The 24,956-nt window shown below is 61.1% G+C and carries 20 protein-coding genes; 9 read left to right on the forward strand and 11 right to left on the reverse strand.

Translation table 11 applies throughout. The features are described from left to right. The first annotated feature begins 1 nt into the window (after position 1). On the forward strand, positions 2 to 3,643 hold the full coding sequence (locus H043_RS0120610; RefSeq protein WP_027613429.1) for a transporter substrate-binding domain-containing protein: 3,642 nt from the start codon (positions 2 to 4) through the stop codon (positions 3,641 to 3,643). Positions 3,644 to 3,691: 48 nt separating this feature from the next. Beyond that, complete coding sequence (locus H043_RS0120615; RefSeq protein WP_027613430.1) at positions 3,692 to 6,637, forward strand: HD domain-containing phosphohydrolase; 2,946 nt, start codon at positions 3,692 to 3,694, stop codon at positions 6,635 to 6,637. Here the strand turns inward: H043_RS0120615 and H043_RS0120620 are convergent, their stop codons facing one another. Both H043_RS0120620 and H043_RS0120625 read right to left on the reverse strand, forming a co-directional pair. Further along, positions 6,638 to 7,120 (reverse strand): GAF domain-containing protein, encoded by a 483-nt coding sequence (locus H043_RS0120620; protein WP_027613431.1) that lies wholly within the window; start codon positions 7,118 to 7,120, stop codon positions 6,638 to 6,640. It lies immediately after the preceding gene. Then, positions 7,117 to 8,007 carry an ATP-binding protein gene (locus H043_RS0120625; RefSeq protein WP_027613432.1) on the reverse strand — a complete coding sequence of 297 codons (891 nt, stop codon included), beginning with the start codon at positions 8,005 to 8,007 and terminating at the stop codon, positions 7,117 to 7,119. Before H043_RS0120625 ends, H043_RS0120620 begins: the two co-directional genes overlap by 4 nt. A gap of 165 nt (positions 8,008 to 8,172) precedes the next feature. Here H043_RS0120625 and H043_RS0120630 point away from each other — a divergent pair, with 165 nt between their 5' ends. Further along, positions 8,173 to 10,494: a response regulator gene (locus tag H043_RS0120630; protein ID WP_027613433.1), complete on the forward strand. Its 2,322-nt coding sequence runs from the start codon at positions 8,173 to 8,175 to the stop codon at positions 10,492 to 10,494. Here H043_RS0120630 and H043_RS0120635 read toward each other — a convergent pair. The 3 genes from H043_RS0120635 to msrB form a co-directional block, all read right to left on the reverse strand. Then, positions 10,478 to 10,939 (reverse strand): MarR family winged helix-turn-helix transcriptional regulator, encoded by a 462-nt coding sequence (locus H043_RS0120635; protein WP_027613434.1) that lies wholly within the window; start codon positions 10,937 to 10,939, stop codon positions 10,478 to 10,480. The genes H043_RS0120630 and H043_RS0120635 overlap by 17 nt on opposite strands. Next, a complete protein-coding gene (locus H043_RS0120640) occupies positions 10,936 to 11,421 on the reverse strand; it encodes a glutathione peroxidase (RefSeq protein WP_027613435.1) in 486 nt (161 codons plus the stop codon). Before H043_RS0120640 ends, H043_RS0120635 begins: the two co-directional genes overlap by 4 nt. A 101-nt stretch (positions 11,422 to 11,522) precedes the next feature. Further along, complete coding sequence (gene msrB / locus H043_RS0120645; protein ID WP_027613436.1) at positions 11,523 to 11,918, reverse strand: peptide-methionine (R)-S-oxide reductase MsrB; 396 nt, start codon at positions 11,916 to 11,918, stop codon at positions 11,523 to 11,525. A 223-nt stretch (positions 11,919 to 12,141) separates the two neighbouring features. On the opposite strand from msrB, the gene H043_RS0120650 reads away from it, so the two are divergent. After that, a complete protein-coding gene (locus H043_RS0120650; RefSeq protein ID WP_003226761.1) occupies positions 12,142 to 13,353 on the forward strand; it encodes a pyridoxal phosphate-dependent aminotransferase in 1,212 nt (403 codons plus the stop codon). 304 nt (positions 13,354 to 13,657) lie between these two features. Next, a complete protein-coding gene (gene htpX, locus H043_RS0120655) occupies positions 13,658 to 14,545 on the forward strand; it encodes a protease HtpX (protein WP_007964827.1) in 888 nt (295 codons plus the stop codon). Positions 14,546 to 14,727: 182 nt separating this feature from the next. Here htpX and H043_RS0120660 read toward each other — a convergent pair whose 3' ends face one another. Further along, the gene (locus H043_RS0120660; protein ID WP_027613437.1) at positions 14,728 to 15,381 is read right to left on the reverse strand and encodes a thiopurine S-methyltransferase; all 654 of its coding nucleotides are present in this window, start codon (positions 15,379 to 15,381) and stop codon (positions 14,728 to 14,730) included. A gap of 104 nt (positions 15,382 to 15,485) precedes the next feature. Between H043_RS0120660 and H043_RS0120665 the strand changes: the two genes are divergently transcribed. After that, a complete protein-coding gene (locus tag H043_RS0120665) occupies positions 15,486 to 16,253 on the forward strand; it encodes a class III extradiol ring-cleavage dioxygenase (protein ID WP_027613438.1) in 768 nt (255 codons plus the stop codon). A 104-nt stretch (positions 16,254 to 16,357) separates the two neighbouring features. Here the strand turns inward: H043_RS0120665 and H043_RS0120670 are convergent, their stop codons facing one another. Beyond that, complete coding sequence (locus tag H043_RS0120670; protein WP_027613439.1) at positions 16,358 to 18,031, reverse strand: DEAD/DEAH box helicase; 1,674 nt, start codon at positions 18,029 to 18,031, stop codon at positions 16,358 to 16,360. Positions 18,032 to 18,452: 421 nt separating this feature from the next. On the opposite strand from H043_RS0120670, the gene H043_RS0120675 reads away from it, so the two are divergent. Beyond that, on the forward strand, positions 18,453 to 19,244 hold the full coding sequence (locus H043_RS0120675; RefSeq protein WP_027613440.1) for a crotonase/enoyl-CoA hydratase family protein: 792 nt from the start codon (positions 18,453 to 18,455) through the stop codon (positions 19,242 to 19,244). 119 nt (positions 19,245 to 19,363) lie between these two features. Here H043_RS0120675 and H043_RS0120680 read toward each other — a convergent pair whose 3' ends face one another. Beyond that, on the reverse strand, positions 19,364 to 20,119 hold the full coding sequence (locus H043_RS0120680) for a spermidine synthase (protein WP_027613441.1): 756 nt from the start codon (positions 20,117 to 20,119) through the stop codon (positions 19,364 to 19,366). A gap of 153 nt (positions 20,120 to 20,272) precedes the next feature. Here H043_RS0120680 and H043_RS0120685 point away from each other — a divergent pair, with 153 nt between their 5' ends. Further along, a complete protein-coding gene (locus H043_RS0120685; protein ID WP_027613442.1) occupies positions 20,273 to 21,619 on the forward strand; it encodes a class II 3-deoxy-7-phosphoheptulonate synthase in 1,347 nt (448 codons plus the stop codon). A 117-nt stretch (positions 21,620 to 21,736) separates the two neighbouring features. Here H043_RS0120685 and H043_RS0120690 read toward each other — a convergent pair whose 3' ends face one another. Together H043_RS0120690 and H043_RS0120695 are read right to left on the reverse strand one after the other, a co-directional pair. Next, positions 21,737 to 22,963 carry a winged helix-turn-helix domain-containing protein gene (locus H043_RS0120690; RefSeq protein ID WP_027613443.1) on the reverse strand — a complete coding sequence of 409 codons (1,227 nt, stop codon included), beginning with the start codon at positions 22,961 to 22,963 and terminating at the stop codon, positions 21,737 to 21,739. 64 nt (positions 22,964 to 23,027) lie between these two features. Next, positions 23,028 to 23,249 carry a DUF1127 domain-containing protein gene (locus tag H043_RS0120695; RefSeq protein WP_007964812.1) on the reverse strand — a complete coding sequence of 74 codons (222 nt, stop codon included), beginning with the start codon at positions 23,247 to 23,249 and terminating at the stop codon, positions 23,028 to 23,030. Positions 23,250 to 23,345: 96 nt separating this feature from the next. Here H043_RS0120695 and H043_RS0120700 point away from each other — a divergent pair, with 96 nt between their 5' ends. Then, positions 23,346 to 24,200, forward strand: a complete 855-nt coding sequence (locus H043_RS0120700) for a LysR substrate-binding domain-containing protein (protein ID WP_027613444.1) — start codon at positions 23,346 to 23,348, stop codon at positions 24,198 to 24,200. Here the strand turns inward: H043_RS0120700 and H043_RS0120705 are convergent. After that, entirely contained in the window at positions 24,190 to 24,939 is a 750-nt protein-coding gene (locus H043_RS0120705; RefSeq protein ID WP_027613445.1) for a sulfite exporter TauE/SafE family protein, read from the reverse strand. The genes H043_RS0120700 and H043_RS0120705 overlap by 11 nt on opposite strands. Between the last annotated feature and the right edge of the window lie 17 nt (positions 24,940 to 24,956).

Here is a 24,956-nt window from a genome sequence, read left to right on the forward strand (position 1 = left end):
AATGCCCAGTCGTTTAAAGATCTGTCTCGCCCTATGTTGCGTCAGCCTGTGCCTGACGACTCAGGTGCATGCCAGCTTCGTCACCGCGCAAGATTATGTGCTGCGCAGCCGCTCGGGCCACGAAGCGCCATCCGTGTCCCTTGAACCCGCGCAACGGCAATGGCTGGAGAGTCGCCGCGAACTGGTACTGGGCACTTCCGCGCCGGACTATCCGCCGTTCGACATGACCGCCAGCGGTCGTGATTACGAGGGTTTTACCGCCGACTACGCCGGTCTGCTCGAACAGGCTGTCGGGTTGCCAATCCGGGTCAAGCGCTTTGCCTCACGGGAAGCCGCCTTGCAGGCGTTGATAGCAGGTCAGGTCGACATGCTCGGTACGGCCAACGGTTTCGAGGCCAGTAACGCAAATATCCTGCTTTCAACGCCCTACGCCATCGATCAGCCGGTTCTGGTTACCCGCGAAGGCGAGACCCGCTCGCTGACTGAAGGCCTGGCCGGTCTGCGGCTGAGCATGGTCTATCACTATCTGCCCCAGGATGAGGTCAAGGCGCAGTATCCCAAAGCCATCCTGACGTCCTATCCCTCCTATCAAAACGCAATCAACGCGGTAGCTTTCGATCAGGCTGACGTGTTTCTGGGTGACACCATTTCCACCCACTACATGATCAACAAGGGTTATCTGAACAACATTCGCATGGCCAATTTCGGCAAACAGGAAGCCCATGGTTTCAGCTTTGCCGTTCACGCCGACAACCCGCAACTGCTGGCGATCATCAACACCGTGCTGCAAGCCATACCGGCCAGCGAACGGGACAACATCGCCAAGCGCTGGAGCGCCGGCAGCGACATTCTGCTGACCGACCAGAAGCTGCAATTGACCCACCACGAAGAACAGTGGCTCAAACAGCACCCGGTGCTGCGCGTCGTCGTCAACGAGGCGTTCGCGCCGCTGACATTCTTCGACAGCGACGGTAACCTGCGAGGCATCACCGCCGACCTGCTCGAACTGCTGCGCCTGCGCACCGGCCTGCGCTTCGAGCTGGTCCGCAGCCGCAGTGATGGTGAAATGATCGAGCAGATCAATCAGCATCGGGCGGATCTGATCGCCGCGTTGCTACCCAGCCCCCAACGGGAAAAGACCCTGCAATTCAGCCGTCCCTATCTGGAAAACTCCTTCGTCCTGCTGACGCGCAAATCCGCTGACAGCCCGACACATCCCACCCAGCTCAAGAACCGATACCTGGCGATTGCCCAAGGCAGTCCCATGGCTGATTACCTGCGCCGCGAATTCCCCAACATCCACCTGATCGAAACCTCCGACACTTTCGGTGCCGCAACCTTGCTCGCCGAAGGCAAGGCCGATGGCGCCGTCGCCTCGCTGGTGATTGCCAATTATCTGATTTCATCGCGGATCTTCGAACATCAATTACAGATCACCACCACCCTGGGCACACGTCAGGCGGCCTTCTCGCTGGCCAGCGCCCGTGACAATGCCGAACTGGGCTCGATCCTCGACAAGGCGCTGCTGAGCATCACACCGGAGGAACTGGGGGTCATCAACAGTCGCTGGCGCGGTTTCTCCAATGCGGCTCAAAGCAACTGGCATCACTACAAGCGCCTGTTTTACCAATTGATCGGCGCGGCCTGCCTGCTGCTGTTGCTGTCGCTGTTGTGGAACGCCTACATGCGTCGCCAGATCAAGCAACGCCAGGCCGCCGAACGGGCACTCAACGATCAGTTCGAATTCATGCGTTCACTGGTCAACGGAACCCCTCACCCGATCTACGTGCGCGATCGCCAGGGTCTGCTGCAAAGCTGCAACGACAGCTACCTCGAAGCCTTCAACGCCAAACGCGAAGACGTGATCGGCAAAAGTGTCATGCAGGGCACCCTGAGCAACGCCTTCGAAGCCCAGGCATACCAGGCGGATTACCAGCGGGTGGTGGCCGAAGGCACGCCTCTGCTGCTCGATCGACCGCTGCACATCGGTGGCCGGCGTTTGACGATCTACCACTGGATCCTGCCGTACCGCGACTCCAGTGGCGATGTGCAGGGGATCATCGGTGGCTGGATCGACATCAGTGAACGTCGCCAGTTGTTCGATGAACTGCGCCGGGCCAAGGAACAGGCGGACAACGCCAACCGCGCCAAAAGTACCTTTCTGGCCACCATGAGCCACGAAATCCGCACGCCGATGAATGCCATTATCGGCATGCTCGAACTGACGCTCAAACGCATGAATGATCAGGCTCCGGATCGCTCCTCCATTGAAACCGCCTACTGCTCGGCCAAGGACCTGCTGGGCCTGATCGGCGACATTCTCGATATCGCGCGGATCGAGTCCGGGCACCTGAGCCTGAGCCCGGAACGGGTCAATCTGGTCGAAACAGTGGCGTCGGTGGTCAGGATCTTCGACGGCCTCGCCCGCCAGAAAAACCTCCTCCTGCCGCTGATCATCAATCCGCCGGGGCTGCAGGTCGACGTGGAACTGGATCCGTTGCGCTTCAAGCAGATCCTGTCGAACCTGATCAGCAATGCCATCAAATTCACTGAGTCCGGGCAGGTGCGGATCAATCTGGATGTGCTGCCCAACGGGCGGAGCCAATGCTCGCTCGTTCAGTTGACGATCCAGGACACCGGGGTCGGCATCAGCATCGAAGATCAACAACGCCTGTTCGAGCCGTTCGCCCAGACCGAGAATGGCCGGCAGCAAGCTCGCAGCGGCGCAGGCCTGGGGCTGGTGATCTGTCGCAACCTGTGTGAAATGATGGGTGGGCAGCTGCAGTTGAGCAGCCAGCCGGGGATCGGCACCCAGGTCTGCCTGTCGCTGCCGCTGCAAACGCTACCGTGCCAGGTGACCACGGCAAAAACCGAGCCTGTGCTGCAAACCTCTGCGCCACTGAACATTCTGGTGGTCGACGATCATCCGGCCAATCGCCTGCTGATGTGCCAGCAACTGGAGTTCCTCGGGCACCGATTCACCCTTGCCGAAGAGGGTCGGAGTGGATTCGAGAAATGGCAGACCGGTGCATTCGACCTGGTTATCGCTGACTGCAACATGCCGTTGATGAACGGCTACGAACTGACCGAGGCGATCCGCCAACAGGAACAACGCACTGGCCGCCCTCCGTGTACCGTGCTGGGTTTCACGGCCAACGCGCAGCCTGAAGAAGTACAGCGCTGCAAACAGGCCGGCATGAATGACTGCCTGTTCAAGCCGTTGAGCCTCAGCGCACTGAGCCACTGGATCAATGGTCTGCAGCCCGCGACGCTTGAACCGGCGTTCAATCTTGACGGGTTGAGTCAGTTGACTGGCGGCAACCCGCTGCAAGTCCGGCGTCTGCTCACGCAATTGCTCAAGAGCAGCCGTCTCGATCGCGAGGAATTATTAGCCCTGGCCCCCTGCAATGATCGTCAGGCAGTGGCGCTGGTCGCCCACAAGATCAAAGGCGCCGCCCGGATCGCCCAGGCCTCGCGTCTGATCGCCTGTTGCGATGCGCTGGAACAGGCCTGCATGCAGACAACGCCCGCACCGACCATCGTGCGCTGCGTCGAGGCCACCGACGCAGCCATGCTCGAGCTGGAGCAGGCGTTGCGGCAACAACTGGAACCGTTCGAAGAAAGCACAATGACCGAGCCTTAACTATGCTTGGACGCTGAGCAGTGTGTTTACTTCAATGGAGAGTCAGCAATGCCCAGCCCACTGCGCCCGGATCAACGCCGGTTCCCGTTGCACGTGCACATCAGCGTCATGTTCACCTTTCTGCTGTTGCTCACAGGCGTGGTGCTGGGGCTGTTCAATTATCGCCAGACCACCCGGATCATCCTGTCGAGCAGTGAAAACCTGTTCAATCGCATCGAACAGGATGTGCGCCTGGATCTGCATTCGACCTACGAACCGATCCGGCACCTGCTGAGCCTGCTGGCCGACAATCAGGCAGCCGAGGCGCCGAGCCTGCAACAGCGTCTGGCGCTGCTCAAGCCGTTCAGTCAGTCGCTCAAGGACAACACCGATCTCGCCTCGCTGTATCTGGGCTACGGCAACGGCGATTTCTTCATGGTCCGGCCCTTGCGCACCAGCGCGCTGAAAACCCTGCTCAAGGCACCACCAACAGCGGCCTATCAAGTCTGGAGCATCGAGCACGACGCCAGCGGCACCGTATTGTCGCAGTCACTGTTCTTCGACCAGACGCTGACGCCGGTCGGACGCGACACCAATCCCGACGACCGCTACGACCCGCGTACCCGCAACTGGTACAGCAACGCCCTGCAACAGGGCGATCAGATCACCACCGAACCCTATGTATTTTTCTCCACGCACAATGTGGGCACCACCCTGGCCCGACGCAGCAGCGCAACCAGTGTGATCGGTGCCGATCTGACTTTGGAGGCACTCTCGGCCACCTTGACCAAGCATGTGGTCACCCCTTCGACCGAAATCGTGCTGTTCGATGTCGATGGCAATGCGGTGGCCTATCCGGACAGCAGCCGGCTGATCGTCGACGACAGCAGCGCACGCCTGGCCAAAGCGGCCGACCTCAGCCCGAATCTGCACGCGTTGCTGTCCACCGCCCATCCGGGCAAACGGCTCGACGTCAATGGCCGCCACTGGATCGTCGCCCGCAGCACTCTGCAGGAAGGCGGGCCGAAAGGTTTGCAGATGGCCCTGCTGGTGCCCGAGGACGAACTGCTTGCCGATGCCTACCGCATGCGCTGGCAAGGCGCGCTGATCACCTTGGCGATCTTGCTGCTGTGCCTGCCGCTGGGCTGGCTGATCTCGCGGATTCTGGTCAAACCGTTGCACGCGCTGGTCAAGGAAGCCGACGCGATCCGCAGTTTCGATTTCAACTTTCCGGTCACCCGCCGCTCGCCGGTGCTGGAGGTTGACCAGTTGAGCCTGTCGATGGCGCGCATGAAGGACACGCTCGCCAGTTTCTTCCGCATCACCGACAGCCTCTGCGCCGAAACCCGCTTCGCCCCGCTGCTGCAACGGGTGCTGTTCGAAACGGCGCAGATCGCCCAGGCGCAGGCGGGGTTGATCTATCTGCGCGAAAGCGATGGCAACCGGATGGAGCCTTACGGACTGGTCATTGATGGCGCCTCGCACGAGCCGGGCGAGTTCGCTGTGCTGGGCCGGGATCTCCTGGCCGATCAAGGGCCGGCGTGGTTCCAGCAACTGATCAACGCTGACAACGTGGTCAGCAGCCTTGGCTTCGAGCAGGCCGGGGACTTGCAGAAAGTCCTGTTGGCCATGCAGTCGCCGCGCATCCACCTGATCGGCATCCGCCTGCGTAATCGGCACAACGAAACCATCGGCCTGTTGCTTCTGCTGATCAACGACAGCGGCAGCGCTCAGGACCTGGAAAAACTGCGCCCGGACCGCATCGCCTTCCTGCAAGCCGTGTCTGGTGCGGCGGCGGTGAGTATCGAAAGTCAGCGCCTGCAAGCGAAGCAGAAGCAGTTGCTCGACGCGTTCATTCAGTTGCTGGCCGGCGCCATCGACGCCAAGAGCCCCTACACCGGCGGCCACTGCCAGCGCGTGCCGGAACTGACCCTGATGCTCGCGCAGGCCGCAGCCGCCAGCCAGGCGCCGGCGTTCCAGAGCTACCAACCGAGCGAAGACGAATGGGAAGCCCTGCACATTGCGGCCTGGCTGCACGATTGCGGCAAAGTCACGACACCGGAGTATGTCGTCGACAAGGCAACCAAACTGGAAACCCTCAATGATCGCATCCACGAAATCCGCACCCGTTTCGAAGTGCTCAAGCGCGATGCCTGGATCAGTTACTGGCAGGCGATCGCACTGGGCGGCAACGCGGCGCAACTGAGCGAACTGCGTGACGCCACGCTGACGCAACTGGATGACGACTTTGCCTTCGTTGCCCGCTGCAATCTGGGCGGTGAGGCCATGGCGCCCGCCGATCTGCAACGTCTTGAACGCATTGCCGAGCGGGGCTGGATGCGCACCCTCGATGATCGCTTGGGGGTGTCATGGGAGGAAAACCGCCGCCAGGCGCAAACGCCGGCGGCGAATCTGCCAGTCAGCGAGCCACTGCTGGCGGACAAGCCCGAACACCTGATCGAACGCGCCGACAGCGAACTGATTCCGGAAGACAATCCGTGGGGGTTCAAACTGGATGTGCCGCGTTACAAATACAATCGCGGCGAACTGTACAACCTGAGCATTGCCCGGGGCACGCTGACCCGCGAAGAGCGCTACATCATCAATCACCACATGGTGCAGACGATCCTGATGCTCAGCCACCTGCCCTTCCCCGGGCACCTGGACAGCGTCGCGGAAATCGCCGGTGGGCATCACGAAAAGATGGACGGCAGCGGTTATCCCAAACGCCTGAAGCGCGAGGACATGAGCCTGCCGGCACGGATGATGGCGATTGCCGATATTTTCGAGGCACTGACAGCGGCGGATCGACCGTACAAGAAGGCCAAATCCTTGAGTGAAGCCCTGGGGATCATGGCCACCATGTCCCGCGAGGCGCACATCGACCCCGAGCTGTTTGCGCTGTTCATCAACGATGGGGTGTACATGCAGTACGCCGCACGGTTTCTCGATCCGCGCCAGATCGATGTGGTGGATCCGGCCAGCCTGCTGCGCAAGGCTGGCCTGAGTGCCTGATCAGCAGTCGGTCAGACGCAGGAAAATCGCCGCCAGTTGCTCGATTCCGGACTGATCGGCGGTGCCGAAACGTGCGAGTTTCGGGCTGTCGAGATCAAGTACGCCGATCAACCGACCGTCCTTGACCAGCGGCACTACCAGCTCGCTGTTGGAGGCGCTGTCGCAAGCGATATGACCGGGGAATGCATGCACGTCTTCAACGCGCTGGGTCTGCCGACTGGCCGCTGCCGCGCCACATACACCGCGACCGAACGGAATGCGCACGCAGGCGATCTGCCCCTGAAACGGGCCAAGCACCAGTTCTTCGTTGCGATTGAGGTAGAAACCGGCCCAGTTCAAATCGTCGAGTTGATTGAACAGGAACGCCGAAAACTGCGCGGCGTTAGCGATGAAATCGCGCTCGTCCGCCAGCAGCGATTCCAGTTGTGCGGCCAACATGCCATAGCCTTCGAGGCCCTGGCCGCTTTGTTGCAAATCAATCATGCCTTGTGCTCCAGCAATTTCAGTCCCACCCAGTAACGGGCGAATTGGTACGCGCAACGTCCGTTGCGATTGCCGCGCCCGGTTGCCCAGCGCACGGCGAGGATGTCGAGCTCTTCGTCGCGCTGCCAGCTCAAGCCGGCCTTGGCGGCCAACTGGCCGATCCAGTGCTCGACGACGTTGAGGAAGTGTTCCTGGGTAAACGGGTAAAACGACAACCACAGGCCGAAACGGTCGGACAAGGCGATCTTGTCTTCCACCGCCTCACTCGGATGCAGCTCGCCGTCGACGCGTTTCCAGTTTTCGTTGTCGCTTTCCTTTTCCGGCACCAGATGGCGGCGGTTGGAAGTGGCGTACAGCAGAACGTTGTCCGGGGCCTGTTCGAGCGAGCCGTCGAGCACGCTTTTCAGCACGCGATAATCGCCTTCGCCGGATTCGAACGACAGGTCATCGCAGAACAGCACGAAGCGTTGCGGCAGTTTGCCGATCTGCTCGACCACCCGCGGCAGGTCGGCCAGATGGTCGCGCTCGATTTCGATCAAACGCAGGCCGGCCTTGGCGTGTTCGGCCAGCAACGCGCGCACCAGCGACGATTTACCGGTGCCGCGCGAGCCCCAGAGCAGCGCATGATTGGCCGGCATGCCGTCGAGAAACTGCTGAGTGTTGCGGCCCAGTTGTTCCAACTGACGATCGACACCGATCAGGTCGGACAGGCGCATGTCGAGGCTGACTTCCAGCGGCAGCAAATAGCCGCTGCGCCCGTCACGCTGCCAGCGCGCCGCCAGGCAGGTTTCCCAGTCGATCAGCGGACGCGGCGCCGGCAGCAAGGGTTCGATCCGCGCCAGAACCGACTCGGCGCGTTCAAGAAAAGCATTCAATCGGGAATCCACGTCTTCTCCTCGGGCACGTTCACAGTGATGATGTCGATCCAGCGACGACAGACAGATCTCAATCCCCGTTCAAGCCTTGTTACAAGGCGCTTCGGGAACCTCGGTATCCATACATGATCGACTATGCTTGAGCAGCGAAGGGAAACGGAAGTGGTTCAACACCCCATGGATATCAAATTCACCCACCGGCTGTCATACAAGCAAGCCAGATTCACGGTGCTGGTCGGGTTCGTTCTGGGCACGCTGCTCAGCCTGCTGCAAATCGGCATCGATTATGCCAGTGAAGACGCCTCCATCAACCGTGAAATCCTGTCTTTGCTGGAAATCAGCCACAATCCGGCGTCGCGAATCGCCTACAACATCGATGCGGAACTGGCGCAGGAACTGACCCTGGGCCTGTTGCGTTCGCCGGCGATCATCTCGGCGCAACTGACCGACAACAACGGCAACGTCCTGGCCAACGTCAAGCGCCCGGAGCTGCAAAGCGGTTACCGGGTGATCAGCGACTTTCTGTTCGGTGCCAAGCGCCAGTTCGAAGACCGCCTATACCTCGACCACCTGCCCGAGGAATCACTGGGCACGCTGAGCCTGGAGGTCGATACCTACGCGTTCGGCAGCCGGTTTCTGCGCCGCGCCGAAGTCACCCTGCTCAACGGCTTTGCCCGCAGCCTGATTCTCACCGGGATCCTGTTGGCGCTGTTCTACGTGATGCTGACCAAGCCATTGGTGCGCCTGATCCGGGAACTCAGCGCGCGTGACGCACGCAGTGCAGAACCGACGACCCTGGAATGTCCGGCTGGCCACGCCAATGACGAGATCGGCGTACTGGTCAAAGTCGCCAACCAGCAGTTCGACAACATCGCCACGGAAATCCAGCAACGGCGCAACGCGGAAAACCGCCTCACCGATTACCTCGGACAACTGGAGCACATCGTCTCGGCCCGCACTGCCGAGCTCAAGGCCATCAACACCCGGCTCAGCCAGTCCAACGAAGAACTGGAAGTCGCTCGCAGCACCGCACTGGACATGGCCGAAGCGCGCTCGGCATTCCTCGCCAACATGAGCCACGAGATCCGCACCCCGCTCAACGGCCTGCTGGGGATGATCGCATTGTCCCTCGATGGGCCGCTGAATGCCGAGCAGCAACAGCAACTGTCGATTGCCCATGACTCGGGCAAGGTGCTGGTCGAGCTGCTTAACGATATTCTCGACCTGTCCAAGTTCGATGCCGGGCAACTGGAGCTCGAACACATCCCGTTCGACCTCGGCTCGCTGATCGAGGACACCGCCAACCTGCTGTCGCAGAACGCCGCGCCGAGCGTCGAGCTGACTTGCCTGATCGACCCGCACTTCCCCGCGCTGGTGCTGGGGGATCCGACCCGGGTACGGCAAATCGTCAGCAACCTGCTGTCCAATGCCCTGAAGTTCACCCGCTTCGGCCGGGTCGATGTGCGCCTGTCCGCCCACAAGGACGGGGTGCGCATCGAAGTCTGCGACACCGGCATTGGCATCGCTCAGGATGCCCAGGTGAAAATCTTCCAGCCGTTCACCCAGGCCGGTGCCGGCATCACCCGGCAGTACGGCGGCACCGGTCTCGGTCTGGCGTTGACCTACAACCTGTGCGAGGCCATGCAAGGCCGATTGACCATCAGTTCCGAGGCCGGTTTCGGCAGTCAGTTCTGTGCCGACCTGCCACTGCTGTGTCACACCCGGGCGGTCATGCCGCCGCCACTGCACGGCAAGGTGCTGGCGATCACGGCCGCCAGCAGCGGGCTGGCGGAACTGCTCAAGACATTGCTGCCGGTGTGGGGCGTGAGCTATGAACAGCGCACCATGGATGACCCGTTGCTGGGCCTGGCACCCGATCTGCTGATCACCGATTGCCCGGAATGCCTGTTCAGTCTGCGCCCGACCATCAGCGCACCGATCCTCGTCGTAACCGCTTATGGCAGTTTCATGCCCGGCGAAGAAGCCGCCGCGCTGGCGCCATTGCAGCAACAAGCCCGACCGCTGGCACGCAACGCGCTGTACCAGATCCTGCGGCGCATTCTGCTGGCCGATGTCACCACGAGCAACGATGCGCGCCTCGAGAGCCAGCCGGTCCGGCGGCGCGGAAAGGTGCTGCTGGTGGAGGACAATCCGGTCAATCAACTGGTGGCCAAAGGCATGCTCGGCAAGCTCGGTTGCGACGTGGTGGTCGCCGCCCACGGTGCCGAGGCGCTGGATCAACTGGAGCACGATGAGTTCGATCTGGTGCTGATGGACTGCAACATGCCGGTGATGGACGGCTACGAAGCGAGCCGGCAGATCCGCCAGAGCGGGCGCTGGCCGCACCTGCCGATCGTCGCACTGACCGCCAACGCCATGTCCGAAGAACGCGAGCGCTGCCGTGCGGCCGGCATGAGCGATTACCTGGCCAAGCCGTTCCGCCGCGAAGAGCTGGCGGCCCTGCTCGACCAGTGGATGCCGGCTACGTCAGCGCTTTGATCTGCCCCAGCAGGTGATCGAGGCCATTGCGCAAATCGTTGAGCCGATCAAGATCCACCCCGCTGTCGCACAACAACCGGGCCTTGAGCGGCCCGACCTGCTCGCGCAGCGCTTGGCCTTGCGCGGTCAGGCTCAGATGCACTTCACGCTCGTCGCGCGCCGAACGCTGGCGTTGCACCCACTGCAATTGTTCAAGACGCTTGAGCAACGGCGTCAGGGTGCCGGAGTCCAGCGCCAGGCGCTCGCCCAACGCCTTGACCGTCGGTTGCTCCGGTGCACTGTCCTGCCACTCCCACAGCACCAGCATCGCCAGGTACTGCGGGTAGGTCAGGCCGAGTTGATCGAGCATCGGCTTGTAAGCGCGAATCACCGCCCGGGACGCGGCGTACAACTTGAAGCACAACTGACTGTCGAGCTTCAGCGAATCGTCGGGCAGGCTGTTCATTTGAGCAGGGCTTCGATCTCGCCGCTGATGTCCTGCGGCTTGGTGGTCGGGGCGAAACGCTTGACCAGTTGCCCATCCTTGCCGATCAGGAACTTGGTGAAGTTCCACTTGATGCCCTCGGAGCCGAGCAAACCCGGAGCGCGCTTTTTCAACTGCACGAACAGCGGATGCGCATCAGACCCGTTGACGTCGATCTTCTTGAACAGCGGGAAACTCACGCCGTAGTTCAGCTCACAGAACTCGCTGATCGCCCCCTCGTTACCCGGCTCCTGCTTGCCAAACTGATTGCACGGAAACCCCAGCACCACCAGGCCCTGATCCTTATAGGTCTGCCACAGCTCTTCCAGGCCTTTGTATTGAGGGGTGAAGCCGCATTTGCTGGCGGTGTTGACCACCAACACCGCTTTGCCTGCAAAATCGGCCAGGGTCTTTTGCTCACCCTTGATGGTGGTGACAGGGATATTCAGCAGGTTGTCGCTCATGGGTCGGCTCCGCGGGTTATCGGGAAAGGCCAAACATAGCGAGCAATTAAATTGTGTGCAATTTAATTATCCGAAAGGCGACCCGCAGGTCGCCTGTCCGCTTACTCGCGCGGCTCGAGATTCAGGCACACCGAGTTGATGCAATAACGCAAGCCAGTCGGTGGCGGGCCATCGGGGAACACGTGGCCCAGATGCGCGTCGCAGCGGGCGCATTTGACCTCGGTGCGGATCATGCCGTGGCTGGTATCGCGGATCTCGGTCATGGCGCTTTCGCCGATCGGCGCGTAGAAGCTCGGCCAGCCGCAGCCGGAATCGAATTTGGTCGTGGAGTCGAACAGCGGCTCATTGCAGCAGACGCAGTGATAGACACCGTCGGTTTTGGTGTCGTTGTATTTGCCGGAAAACGGCCGTTCGGTCGCACTGAGACGGCACACGTTGTACTGTTCGGGGTCGAGCATCGCCCGCCATTCTTCCAGGGTTTTTTCCAACTTTTCCATCATCACACCTCAGCGGCTGAAAAAGCCCGATCTGTACCTTTTCCACGGATCGGGTGGCACGTATGATTGCGCCTCGTCACACGCCAGTCTGGCAGCCAGACCGGGCGCATTCAAACGGATTCTCGGCGCCATGGCGCAAGACTCCGCCTGTGCGAAGACGCAGGAATCCCAGTACGGTTGGCCATCCGCCGTCTGGATCGTTCATTTTCGGGATCACATCGCCATGCAGTTCAGCAAATCGAACAAGCTCGCCAACGTCTGCTACGACATTCGCGGCCCGGTGCTCAAGCACGCCAAACGTCTGGAGGAGGAAGGCCAGCGCATCCTCAAGCTGAACATCGGCAACCCGGCGCCGTTTGGTTTCGAAGCGCCGGACGAAATTCTTCAGGATGTGATCCGCAACCTGCCGACCGCCCAAGGCTACAGCGACTCAAAAGGCCTGTTCAGCGCCCGTAAGGCGGTGATGCAGTACTACCAGCAAAAAAATGTCGAAGGCGTCGGCATCGAAGACATCTACCTGGGCAACGGCGTGTCCGAGCTGATCGTGATGTCGCTGCAGGCGCTGCTCAACAACGGCGACGAGGTGCTGGTACCGGCCCCGGACTACCCGCTGTGGACCGCCGCCGTGAGCCTGGCCGGCGGTAACGCCGTGCACTACCTGTGCGACGAGGGTGCCGACTGGTTCCCTGATCTGGCCGACATCAAGGCCAAAATCACCCCGAACACTAAAGCCATGGTGATCATCAACCCGAACAACCCGACTGGCGCGGTGTATTCGAAGGAAGTGCTGCTGGGCATGCTGGAAATCGCCCGCGCGCACAACCTGGTGGTGTTTTCCGACGAGATCTACGACAAGATCCTTTACGACGACGCCGTGCACATCTGCACCGCTTCGCTGGCGCCGGACCTGCTGTGCCTGACCTTCAACGGTCTGTCGAAATCCTACCGCGTGGCGGGTTTCCGCTCCGGCTGGATCGCCATCTCCGGGCCGAAACACAATGCCCAGAGCTACATCGAAGGCATCGACATGCTGGCCAACATGCGCCTGTGTGCCAACGTCCCGAGTCAGCATGCGATTCAGACCGCCCTCGGCGGCTATCAGAGCATCAATGACCTGGTACTGCCGCAGGGCCGCCTGCTGGAGCAGCGCAACCGCACCTGGGAATTGCTCAACGACATTCCGGGCGTCAGCTGCGTCAAGCCGATGGGCGCGCTGTATGCGTTCCCGCGGATCGACCCGAAAGTCTGCCCGATCCACAACGACGAAAAATTCGTCCTCGACCTGCTGCTCTCCGAGAAGCTGCTGGTGGTGCAAGGCACGGCCTTCAACTGGCCGTGGCCGGATCACTTCCGCGTGGTGACCCTGCCCCGCGTCGACGATCTGGAAATGGCCATCGGCCGCATCGGCAACTTCCTCAAGTCCTACCGCCAGTAACCGGTCAACGGTGCGCAACGGCCCGAACGTTGCGCACTGTCTGATTCAGCAACACTTCTGCTCTCCCCGCCTCGCTGCGCCTTCTACACTTGCGATTCATAGGGCCCACCCGCCTCTGGCGCAGTGGCGGCGGGTAGCGGCCGGCTGTAATCCCTTTCGGTTTTGGCCGTGGGCAATGACCTGCAGACTCGGGAAGTCGCTGTAGGACACAGTTTGAAATAGTCACTCGGTTGAATCACCCGGTGCCGCACCTTATATACCCCGCAGTACGCTACATCTTTAGCTTGAGGAGATTTCTACAACCATGATGCGCATCCTGCTGTTTTTGGCCACTAACCTGGCGGTCGTGCTGATAGCCAGCATCACCCTGAGCCTGTTCGGCTTCAACGGGTTCATGGCGGCCAACGGGGTTGATCTCAACCTCAGTCAGCTGCTGGTTTTCTGTGCGGTCTTTGGTTTCGCCGGTTCGCTGTTCTCGCTGTTCATCTCCAAGTGGATGGCGAAGATGAGCACCAGCACCCAGATCATCAGCCAGCCACGTACCCGGCATGAGCAATGGCTGCTGCAAACCGTCGAGCAACTGTCCCGCGAAGCCGGGATCAAGATGCCCGAAGTCGGTATTTTCCCGGCCTACGAAGCAAACGCCTTCGCCACCGGCTGGAACAAGAACGACGCGCTGGTCGCGGTCAGTCAGGGCCTGCTCGAACGTTTTTCGCCAGATGAAGTGAAAGCCGTTCTGGCCCACGAAATCGGTCACGTGGCCAACGGTGACATGGTCACCCTGGCACTGATCCAGGGCGTGGTGAACACCTTCGTGATGTTCTTCGCCCGGATCATCGGCAACTTCGTCGACAAGGTGATTTTCAAGAACGAAGAAGGCCAGGGCATCGCCTACTACGTGGCAACGATCTTCGCCGAACTGGTACTGGGCATTCTCGCCAGCGCCATCGTCATGTGGTTCTCGCGCAAACGCGAATTCCGCGCCGATGAGGCCGGCGCACGTCTGGCCGGTACCAATGCGATGATCGGTGCATTGCAACGCCTGCGCGCCGAACAGGGCCTGCCGGTGCACATGCCGGACACCCTGAACGCATTCGGCATCAACGGTGGCATCAAACAAGGCTTTGCCCGCATGTTCATGAGCCACCCGCCGCTGGAAGAGCGTATCGACGCGCTGCGTCGTCGCGGTTGATTCGACCGGTGTGACCATGAAAAAGGCCCGCAGTGATGCGGGCCTTTTTTGTACATGCGAATAATGGTTGTTGCTGATGACCTCTTCGCGAGCAGGCTCGCTCCCACATTGGATTCTTGTATACAGATCTAGTGTGGGAGCGAGCCTGCTCGCGAAGGGGCCGGCACTGTCAGCAAAATGTATCACGAGGAAACCCGGTAAACCCGCTCCTCCAACCGTGTCACGCCCGCCTGCAGGAACCTGACACTCTCCGCCAGCACATCCTGTTCCTCAAGCACCTGCACCTGCCAGACTTCGCCCAGCAACCGCTGCACTTCATCATCCCCCACCGCAAACGGTGGCCCTGGCATCTGCGCCTGATCGTAATCCAGGGTGATCAACAACCCTTGCACACTTTGCGGCAGGATCTGCTGCAAATGCGCCGCATAGCGCTCACGCATCGGAGCCGGCAAGGCAATCAGCGCTGCCCGGTCGTACAACGCCGCGCAATCCGCTACATCGTCGGCTGTCAGCGCAAAGAAATCACCGCACCACAACTCGATGGAATCGGCGCGATAGACTTTGAACGGCCCCTTGGCAATGACCTGCGGCATTACCTGATGCTCACTGAAAAAATCCTCGACGGCCTTCAGCGACAGCTCGACTCCGAGCACCTGATGCCCGCGCCCGGCCAGCCACAACAGATCCAGGCTTTTCCCGCACAGCGGCACCAGCACCCGGGTCTGGGCCGGGATCGCCAGTTGCGGCCAGTGCCGCTGCAGATACGGGTTCACCTCAGGCAAATGAAAGCCGATCTGATTGGATTCCCACTTCTTGTGCCAAAACTCAGGCTGCATGCATCACCCCAAAAAATTCGATCAAAAGGCGTTAAAACTTATATTAGATTTAGATCAATGATCTGACTGAAGATGAGGCCATCTTACCGCTCAGGAACCTTTCCATGTTTCCCAGCCTGTTTATCTCCCACGGCTCACCGATGCTGGCCCTGGAACCCGGTGCCAGTGGCCCGGCGCTGGCGCGTCTGGCGGCCGAACTGCCGCGGCCTAAAGCCATCGTGATCGTCTCTGCCCACTGGGAAAGCCAGGAACTGCTGGTCAGCAGCAATCCTCGTCCGGAAACCTGGCATGACTTCGGCGGCTTCCCGCGTGCCCTTTTCGAAGTGCAGTACCCGGCACCGGGCAATCCGCAACTGGCAGCCGAAGTGGCTGAATTGCTTGACGCCGCGCATATGCCGGCACGCCTCGACCCGCAACGACCGTTCGATCACGGCGTCTGGGTGCCGCTGTCGCTGATGTACCCGCAGGCAGATATTCCGGTGGTGCAGGTGTCGCTGCCGAGTCGCGGCGGCCCGGTGTTGCAAACCCGTGTCGGACAAGCGCTGGCGAGTCTGCGCGAGCAGGGCATTCTGCTGATCGGCTCCGGCAGCATCACCCACAACCTGCGCGAACTGGACTGGCACGCCGGCCCGGAAAGCGTCGAGCCGTGGGCACGGGACTTCCGTGACTGGATGATCGACAAGCTGGCGGCCGACGATGAGGCGGTACTGCACGATTATCGTCAGCAGGCGCCGAATGCGGTGCGCAGCCATCCGAGTGACGAGCATTTGCTGCCGCTGTATTTTGCCCGTGGTGCGGGAGGTGAGTTCAGCATTGCTCATCAAGGTTTCACGATGGGCGCGCTGGGTATGGATATTTATCGCTTCGGTTGACGCCTTCGCGAGCAGGCTCGCTCCCACAAAGGCAAAAAGCAGGCAAAAAAATCCCCGAACCAGTCGGGGATTTTTCATGTTCGATCAATCAGCCCAAGGGCGGATCAATCTTCGCGATAGCGACGCAGTTTCAGCTGCTTGCCAGCGACGCGAGTATCCTTCAGCTTGGTCAGGAGTTTGTCCAGACCATCTTCCGGCAGCTCGACGAGGCTGAAGCTGTCACGCACCTGGATGCGACCAATTGCTTCGCGAGCCAGACCACCTTCGTTGAGGATGGCGCCCAGCAGGTTCTTGGCGGCGATACCGTCACGCGCACCCAGCGCGGTACGGCAACGGGCACGACCTTCGCCCAGAGGCATTGGTGCGCGACGCTCGCGATCACCACGCTCAGGACGATCACCGGAACGCTCAGGACGGTCGCCACGCGGTGCGTTGTTCGGCACCAGTGGGCGTTCCTTCTCGATCGCAGCCAGGTTCAGCGCTTGACCGTTGGTCGCCTTGCGCAGCAGGGCTGCAGCCAGGGCACGCGGCGTGCAACCGATGTCGGCAGTCAGACGATCCAGCAGTTCGCCGTGAGTCGACTCGGCATCAGCGACCAGCGGCGACAGGCTGTTGGTCAGCTTCTTGATGCGTGCATCGAGAACAGCCTGAGCGTCCGGCAGACGCACTTCGGCAACCTTCTGACCGGTGACACGCTCGATCACTTGCAGCATGCGGCGCTCACGTGGAGTCACCAGCAGCAGCGCACGACCTTCGCGACCGGCACGGCCGGTACGGCCGATACGGTGCACGTAGGATTCCGGGTCGTACGGCATGTCCACGTTGAATACGTGGGTGATGCGCGGAACGTCCAGACCACGGGCAGCCACGTCGGTCGCGACAACGATGTCCAGGCGGCCATCTTTCAGCGAGTCGATGACGCGTTCACGCTGGTTCTGGGCGATGTCACCGTTCAGCGCAGCGGCTTTGTAGCCTTTGGCGTCCAGGGCACTGGCCAGATCCAGGGTCGCTTGCTTGGTGCGCACGAACATGATCAGAGCGTCGAAGTCTTCCACTTCCAGCAAGCTGAGAACGGCGGAGGTCTTCTGGTCAGCGTGAACCAACAGGTGAGCCTGTTCGATCGCGGTAACGGTCTGGGTCTTGCTCTGGATCTTCACGTGCTTCGGATCGCGCAGGTGGCGCTCGGCGATGGCACGGATCGACTGCGGCAGGGTTGCCGAGAACAATACGGTCTGACGAGTTTCCGGCATGGCCTTGAAGATCACTTCCAGGTCGTCCATGAAACCGAGTTTGAGCATTTCGTCTGCTTCGTCCAGAACCAGGTGGTTCACGGTAGCGAGGACTTTTTCGTCGCGACGCAGGTGGTCGCACAGACGGCCCGGAGTGGCGACAACGATCTGTGCGCCATTACGGATTGCTTTCAATTGTGGGCCCATCGGCGCGCCGCCGTAGACAGCCACAACAGTTACGCCCGGCATTTGCTTGGCGTAAGTTTCGAAAGCGGTTGCAACTTGTAGCGCCAACTCACGAGTTGGGGCCAGGATCAGAGCTTGCGGCTCGCGCTTGGACGGATCAATGCGGTGCAGGATAGGCAGGGCAAAGGCAGCGGTTTTACCGGTACCGGTTTGCGCCTGACCAATCATATCGTGACCGGCGAGGATGATCGGGATCGACTGCTGCTGAATGGCCGAAGGCTCTTCATAGCCGGTAGCGACTACTGCAGCGACAATATTGGGATGAAGTTCAAGAGCGGCGAAGCCGCCGATTTCCTGGGTCATGGGTCTGCCTCTAAGTGCATCCGCAAAGACCCATGCTCCAAAGCTGCACATGCCGTGTTGAGACTCAAGAGTCGCCCTGGCAGCTTTGTCGGCGGGGATTTGCGAAAACGTATGAATGAAAAAGAATCGTCAAGGAAGAGCCCGCAGTGCGGACGTGCAGCCGAAGCTGACTTCGGGGAATTGCGCTACCTAAACGCGGCCCGGTTAAAGGCCGGCGCGCACTATACCGGAATTTGCCCGAAAAGGGAGCTTTTTTTATCGCCTGAATCGGTGTGTCACCGCTGTGTAACGGGGTTTTGCGGATAATCGTGCAAAGGTCTATTTTGCAAATGCCCGGCCCTGCGGGTGATGACGCTTAAACGATTCATCGATGTGCGGCATACCGTCGCTGCGCCCGCCCTTCCCGCCCGAGGATTTCTCCATGAATCAGCCCTGCCCCGGCCGCGTCAGCCGTGAACGTCGAGGTCATATCCACTTGATCGGCCTCGACCGGCCCGCCAAACGCAACGCCTTCGACCTCGATCTGCTCAATGACTTGAGCCTGGCCTACGGCGAGTTCGAGGCCGACAGCGAGGCGCGGGTGGCGGTGGTGTTCGGGCATGGCGAACACTTTACCGCCGGTCTGGATCTGCTCAACGCCAGCGCCGCCCTCGCCGAAGGCTGGCAGGTTCCGACCGGTGGTTGCGACCCATGGGGTGTTTTCGTTGGTCCACGGGTCAGCAAACCGGTCATTGTCGCCGCGCAGGGCTACTGCCTGACCATCGGAATCGAGTTGATGCTGGCCGCTGATATCAACCTGTGCGCGAGCAATACCCGCTTCGCGCAAATGGAAGTGCAGCGGGGGATTTTTCCGTTTGGGGGCGCGACTTTACGTTTTCATCAGGTGGCGGGATGGGGCAACGCGATGCGCTGGCTGCTGACCGGCGATGAGTTTGATGCCCACGATGCGTTGCATCTGGGTTTGGTGCAGGAAGTGATGGCCAGTGAGGATCTGTTGCCACGGGCGATCGAACTGGCCGAACGGATTGCCCGGCAGGCACCGTTGGGGGTGCAGGCAACGCTGATGTCGGCGCGCCAGGCGCGGTATGAAGGCGAGACGGCGGCGGCACAGGGATTGCCGGCACTGGTGAAGAAGTTGCTGGGGAGTGAGGATGCCAAGGAGGGGGTGAGGTCGCTGGTGGAGCGGCGCCCGGGCATCTTCAAAGGGATCTGAAATATTCGCGGGTTATCAGGCCCTCTTCGCGAGCAAGCTCGCTCCCACAGAAAATTGTGTGAGTGCCACAGGCCCCATGTGGGAGCGAGCCTGCTCGCGAAGGGGCCATCACTGGCAACTCATGTCGCCGGGCGAATCGCCTTGATCAACGACTGCAGCGAATAACCCAGCCGTGGCGCCAGCACTTCGGCGCGGGCGGTCAGCGCCTGCATGTCCAGCTCCTGATCGAGATCCGCCGGCACAATCAGAATCACATTGCCCTCCTTCACCGGCAGCTCCCAGTAATGCCGGTGATAGAGACCGCGCAACAACGCCGCGCCCAACGGTTTGCCATCATCGGTGGCCCACTGATTGATCACCAGCCAGCCGCCCGGATTCAGGCGTTTCTGACAGTCGCCGAGGAAACTCCAGGCCAGATGCCCGACACCCGGGCCGACGTCGGTGTACAGGTCGACAAAGATCAGATCCGCAGGCTCGGCCGTCGGCAGCAACTCCAGCGCATCGCCGACACGAATGTACAAGCGCGGATCGTCATCCAGCCCCAGGTATTCGATCGCCAGGCGCGGCACGTCCGGACGCAGTTCGATGGCTTCGACATCTTCCAGCGGCAGGAACTTGAGGCAGGCCTGGGTCAGCGTGCCGGCACCGAGGCCGAGAAACAGTGCGCTCTCCGGTTGCTCATGGCACAACGCGCCAATCAGCATCGCCCGGGTGTAGTCGTATTCCAGCCAGCTCGGATCGGCGGTGAACACGCAGCTCTGTTCGATGGCATCGCCAAATTCCAGAAAGCGGTAATCGGCCACTTCCAGCACGCGAATCACGCCGAACTCATCCTGTACCTCGGCGAGCAACAGCTCGACGCGCTCCTCAGTCATTTCGTCTCCTGATGGTCACCGGGCGCGGTGACGCGATGGCACCGCTGCGGCGCCGTGGCAAAGCGACGATTGTCGGTGATGGGGCGGGAGCAGGTCACGCACTAATTGCTGCTACCATGGGCTTCCCGTGCGTAGAACCAATTAGAGACCGTGATGAGCCAACCGTGGAGCCCTGACAGCTGGCGCGCCCTGCCGATCCAGCAACAACCCCAATACCCTGACGCGGCGCATCTGCGCCAGGTCGAGCAGACCCTGGCCAGTTATCCGCCGCTGGTGTTTGCCGGAGAAGCGCGCGAGCTGCGCCGTCAGTTTGCCGAAGTGACTCAGGGCCGGGCGTTCCTGCTGCAGGGCGGCGATTGCGCGGAAAGCTTTGCCGAGTTCTCGGCGGCGAAGATTCGCGACACTTTTAAAGTGCTGCTGCAAATGGCGATCGTCATGACCTTCGCCGCCGGTTGCCCGGTGGTCAAGGTCGGGCGCATGGCCGGCCAGTTCGCCAAGCCGCGCTCGGCCAACGATGAAACTATCGACGGCGTGACCCTGCCGGCCTACCGTGGCGACATCGTCAACGGTATCGGCTTCGACGAAAAGAGCCGCGTGCCGGATCCGGAGCGCCTGCTGCAGTCGTACCACCAGTCCACCGCCACCCTGAACCTGTTGCGCGCCTTCGCCCAGGGCGGTTTTGCCGATTTGCATCAAGTGCACAAGTGGAACCTGGACTTCATCGCCAACTCGGCACTGGCCGAGAAGTACAGCCACCTCGCCGACCGCATCGATGAAACCCTGGCGTTCATGCGCGCCTGTGGCATGGACAGCTCGCCGCAACTGCGCGAAACCAGTTTCTTCACTGCCCACGAAGCGCTGCTGCTGAACTACGAAGAAGCCTTCGTGCGTCGCGACAGCCTGACCAACGATTACTACGATTGCTCGGCGCACATGCTGTGGATCGGCGACCGCACCCGTCAGCTCGACGGCGCTCACGTCGAATTTCTGCGCGGAGTGAACAACCCGATCGGGGTGAAAGTCGGCCCGAGCATGAACCCGGATGATCTGATCCGCCTGATCGACGCGCTCAACCCGGACAACGATCCGGGGCGCCTGAACCTGATTGCGCGGATGGGTGCGAACAAGGTCGGCGATCACCTGCCGGCGCTGATCCGCGCGGTGCAGCGTGAGGGCAAGCAAGTGCTGTGGAGCTCCGACCCGATGCATGGCAACACCATCAAGGCCAGCAGCGGCTACAAGACCCGCGACTTCGCGCAGATCCTGGGTGAGGTGAAGCAGTTCTTCCAGGTGCACGAAGCCGAAGGCACTTATGCTGGCGGGATTCATATCGAGATGACCGGGCAGAATGTCACCGAGTGCATCGGTGGTGCGCGGCCAATCACTGAAGACGGGTTGTCGGATCGTTATCACACCCACTGTGACCCGCGGATGAATGCCGATCAGTCGCTGGAACTGGCGTTTTTGATCGCGGAAACCCTGAAACAAGTCCGCCGCTGAATCAGTCAGATTTTTAGCGTCTGGCAGGCCGCCTTCGCGAGCAAGCCCGCTCCCACACTGGATCTGTGTCGTACACAAAACCCATGTGGGAGCGAGCCTGCTCGCGAAGAGGCCCGCTCAGTCACAGCCGATCTGCGCCAACGCCACCCGCAACCGCCCCGCACTCTCGCGCTGACAATTAAGCTGCACTCGCGCAAGCCCCAGCCAATCGGCCATCTGCCGCAAATTCAACGCCAGCGCCAGCATCCCCTCTTCGTCCAGCCCCGGCTCTTCCTCGTGCACTGCATGCACCGCCAATCGTCCCGACGCCCGCTCGGCGCGCAGATCGACCCGCGCGGCAATCCGCTCGTTGTGCAGAAACGGCAACACGTAATAGCCGTAGACCCGCTTGTCCTGCGGCGTATAGATCTCCAGCCGATAACGAAAATCGAACAAGCGCTCGGTGCGACTGCGCTCCCAGATCAGCGAATCGAACGGTGACAACAGCGCACTGGCGATGACTTTACGTGGGACTTTCGGCTGCGGCAGGCAGTAGGCGATCTGTCGCCAGCCAGCGACTTCGCAGGTCTGCAATTGCCCGTCCTCGACCAGCTCCGCCAGACGCGGTCGCGCATCGCCAGGGTTCAAGCGGAAATAATCGCGCAGATCCTTTTCCGTGCCGACGCCCAGTGCCTGGGCCGCGTGCAGCAGCAAACCACGTTGTGCTTCGGCTTCATCCGGCAACGGCTGCTGCAGAATCGACGTCGGGATCACCCGCTCCGGCAAATCATACAAACGCTCAAAACCGCGGCGGCCGGCGACGGTCACTTCACCGGCGGCGAACAACCATTCCAGCGCATGCTTTTCCGCGCTCCAGTCCCACCATTGCCCGGCCTTGTCCTCGCGGGTCGACAGACTGCCGGCGCCCAATGCACCGCGCGCCTCAACCGCGCTTAAAACCCGGCGCACGACGTCCTGCTGCTCAAGACCAAACTTCGCCAGTTGCTGATAGATGTCTCTGCCAGTTCTGGCCCGCTGCATCCGCCACCCCATCAACGGATACATCGCCAGCGGCAGCAACGACGCTTCGTGGCCCCAGTATTCGAACAGCGTGCGCCGACGGCCCGAACTCCAGGCAGCCTGGTCGAGCAGATCGGAAGAATAGGAACCCAGACGGGAAAACAGCGGCAGATAGTGCGAGCGCACCACGGCGTTGACGGAGTCGATCTGCAACAGCCCCAGCCGTTCGATCAGCCGGTTGAGTTGCGGCGCCTTGACGGTCGGCGGCTGGCGCCCGTTGAACCCTTGGGCAGCCAGCGCCAGACGTCGCGCCTGTTTGAGGGAAAAGGCCAGAGTCGCGGGCATGAACATCTCCTTGTCTGCTCGCAACCTACCTCACCTGAAAGTGGTTTGTGTAGTAAGGCCCTGATCATTTATGCATCGGATCGTCCCAGAACGGCCGGATGGCCTCGTGTTCGACGTCGGCACGGCTGACCCCGATGTCCTTCAGCGCTTCGTCGCTCAGGCTGGCAAGCAACTCACGCTCACGGTGCAGTTCGTACCAGCGGCTAAACTTGTGCAGCAGGTCGGAAACGATATGGCCGTGGCCGGAAAATTTTGTGTCGTCTACATACTCTCGTTGACCTTTCATCGTGTTGCCCTCCATGTGGATGGCTCAAGTCTCGCGCTGGCGCTAAGATCAATCCAACGAATGTTTCTGATGGCATTCATCACGGAGATTCATCAATTGTCGGCCTACCCCAGTATCGATACCGATGTCCTGCGCACCTTCGTCGCGATTGCCGATCAAGGCGGGTTTACCCGCGCCGGCGAAATGGTCAACCGCACGCAATCGGCGGTGAGCATGCAGATGAAGCGCCTCGAAGAAGACGTGCTGCAACGCCAGCTATTCGAGCGCGACGGCCGCCAGGTACGTCTGACCGCCGAAGGCCAGGTGCTGTTGGGTTATGCGCGACGCATCCTGAAATTGCACAGCGAAGTGTTCAACACGCTGCGCGAGCCGCACATGGTCGGCACCGTGCGCATCGGTACGCCGGACGATTACGTGATGCGGTTTCTGCCGGGGATCCTCTCGCGGTTCGCTCAGTTCTACCCGCTGATCCAGATCGAAGTGCATTGCGAGTCCAGCAAACAGCTGTTGCAGCGCACCGATCTGGACTTGTCGATTGTCACCCGCGAGCCGGGCAACGAGATCGGTCAGTTGCTGCGTAAGGAGCGTTTCGTCTGGGCCGAGGCGCAGAATTTCAGCGCCCACGAGCAGACGCCGTTGCCGCTGGCCATGTTCAACAGTGATTGTTTCTGCCGTTTGTGGGCGTGCAATGCGCTGGACGCGATGGGCCGCGACTACCGCATCGCCTACAACAGCACCAGCCTGTCGGCGCTGATGGCGGTGGTGAGCGCGGGTCTGGCGATCACCGCGCAACTGGAAAGCCTGATCACCCCGGACATGCGCATTCTCGGCGCCGCCGAGGATCTACCGCTGTTGCCTGAGGCCAGCATCATGCTGATCCGCAACCTGAACAGTCCGTCGCCGATCACCGAATGCCTGGCCGAGCACATCGTCGAAGGCTTCAAACTTTAAACGCGAGCATCACCGCGCACAGCACCAGAAAGCCGCAAAACAGCCCGCGCAGGAGCCGTTCCGGCATGGCGTGGGCGACTTTTACCCCCCAACTGATGCTGGCCAGACCGCCGATGGCCAGCGGCAAGCCGATCATCCAGTCCACTTCGTGATGCACCGCGTACGTCACCAAGGTCACGCCGGTGCTCGGCAATGCCAACGCCAGCGACAGGCCCTGGGCAACCACTTGGCTGGTGCCGAACAGACTGGTCAGCACGGGCGTCGCCACCACGGCCCCGCCGACACCGAACAAACCGCCCATGGTCCCGGACGCTGCGCCCAAAACACCGAGCCATGGCCATGAGTAACGCATCTCGGAGGTCACGGCGGTTTTCTTGCCGAACATCTTCAGCAGGTTGTACGCCGAGAGCACCACGAGGAAGGCGACAAAGCCGATACGCATGGTTTGCGCATCGATGCCCACCGCCCAGATCGAACCGATCCACGCAAAGCAAAAACCCATCACAGCCAACGGCAGCGCATGACGCAATTCGATGCGATTGCGCTGGTGATAGCGCCACAGCGCCAACATCACGTTGGGCACCACCATCACCAGCGCCGTGCCTTGGGCGATCTGCTGATCGAGGCCAAACCACACGCCCAGCAGCGGGATGGCGATCAAACCACCGCCGATGCCGAAGATCCCGCCCAGTGTCCCCAGGGCGGCGCCAAACAGCAGGTACAACAAAAACTCGATCACAGCGATGTCCTCATCCG

The sequence above is a fragment of the Pseudomonas sp. URIL14HWK12:I6 genome, assembly GCF_000514195.1.
Lineage (GTDB): Bacteria > Pseudomonadota > Gammaproteobacteria > Pseudomonadales > Pseudomonadaceae > Aquipseudomonas > Aquipseudomonas putida_A.

What these genes read in the sequence shown, in the direction of transcription:
- H043_RS0120610 (WP_027613429.1), top strand. Translation starts at nt 2, where the DNA reads ATGCCCAGTCGTTTAAAGATCTGTCTCGCCCTATGTTGCGTCAGCCTG.
- H043_RS0120615 (WP_027613430.1), top strand. Translation starts at nt 3,692, where the DNA reads ATGCCCAGCCCACTGCGCCCGGATCAACGCCGGTTCCCGTTGCACGTG.
- H043_RS0120620 (WP_027613431.1), bottom strand. Translation starts at nt 7,120, where the DNA reads ATGATTGATTTGCAACAAAGCGGCCAGGGCCTCGAAGGCTATGGCATG.
- H043_RS0120630 (WP_027613433.1), top strand. Translation starts at nt 8,173, where the DNA reads ATGGATATCAAATTCACCCACCGGCTGTCATACAAGCAAGCCAGATTC.
- H043_RS0120635 (WP_027613434.1), bottom strand. Translation starts at nt 10,939, where the DNA reads ATGAACAGCCTGCCCGACGATTCGCTGAAGCTCGACAGTCAGTTGTGC.
- H043_RS0120640 (WP_027613435.1), bottom strand. Translation starts at nt 11,421, where the DNA reads ATGAGCGACAACCTGCTGAATATCCCTGTCACCACCATCAAGGGTGAG.
- msrB (WP_027613436.1), bottom strand. Translation starts at nt 11,918, where the DNA reads ATGGAAAAGTTGGAAAAAACCCTGGAAGAATGGCGGGCGATGCTCGAC.
- H043_RS0120650 (WP_003226761.1), top strand. Translation starts at nt 12,142, where the DNA reads ATGCAGTTCAGCAAATCGAACAAGCTCGCCAACGTCTGCTACGACATT.
- htpX (WP_007964827.1), top strand. Translation starts at nt 13,658, where the DNA reads ATGATGCGCATCCTGCTGTTTTTGGCCACTAACCTGGCGGTCGTGCTG.
- H043_RS0120660 (WP_027613437.1), bottom strand. Translation starts at nt 15,381, where the DNA reads ATGCAGCCTGAGTTTTGGCACAAGAAGTGGGAATCCAATCAGATCGGC.
- H043_RS0120665 (WP_027613438.1), top strand. Translation starts at nt 15,486, where the DNA reads ATGTTTCCCAGCCTGTTTATCTCCCACGGCTCACCGATGCTGGCCCTG.
- H043_RS0120670 (WP_027613439.1), bottom strand. Translation starts at nt 18,031, where the DNA reads ATGACCCAGGAAATCGGCGGCTTCGCCGCTCTTGAACTTCATCCCAAT.
- H043_RS0120675 (WP_027613440.1), top strand. Translation starts at nt 18,453, where the DNA reads ATGAATCAGCCCTGCCCCGGCCGCGTCAGCCGTGAACGTCGAGGTCAT.
- H043_RS0120680 (WP_027613441.1), bottom strand. Translation starts at nt 20,119, where the DNA reads ATGACTGAGGAGCGCGTCGAGCTGTTGCTCGCCGAGGTACAGGATGAG.
- H043_RS0120685 (WP_027613442.1), top strand. Translation starts at nt 20,273, where the DNA reads ATGAGCCAACCGTGGAGCCCTGACAGCTGGCGCGCCCTGCCGATCCAG.
- H043_RS0120690 (WP_027613443.1), bottom strand. Translation starts at nt 22,963, where the DNA reads ATGCCCGCGACTCTGGCCTTTTCCCTCAAACAGGCGCGACGTCTGGCG.
- H043_RS0120695 (WP_007964812.1), bottom strand. Translation starts at nt 23,249, where the DNA reads ATGAAAGGTCAACGAGAGTATGTAGACGACACAAAATTTTCCGGCCAC.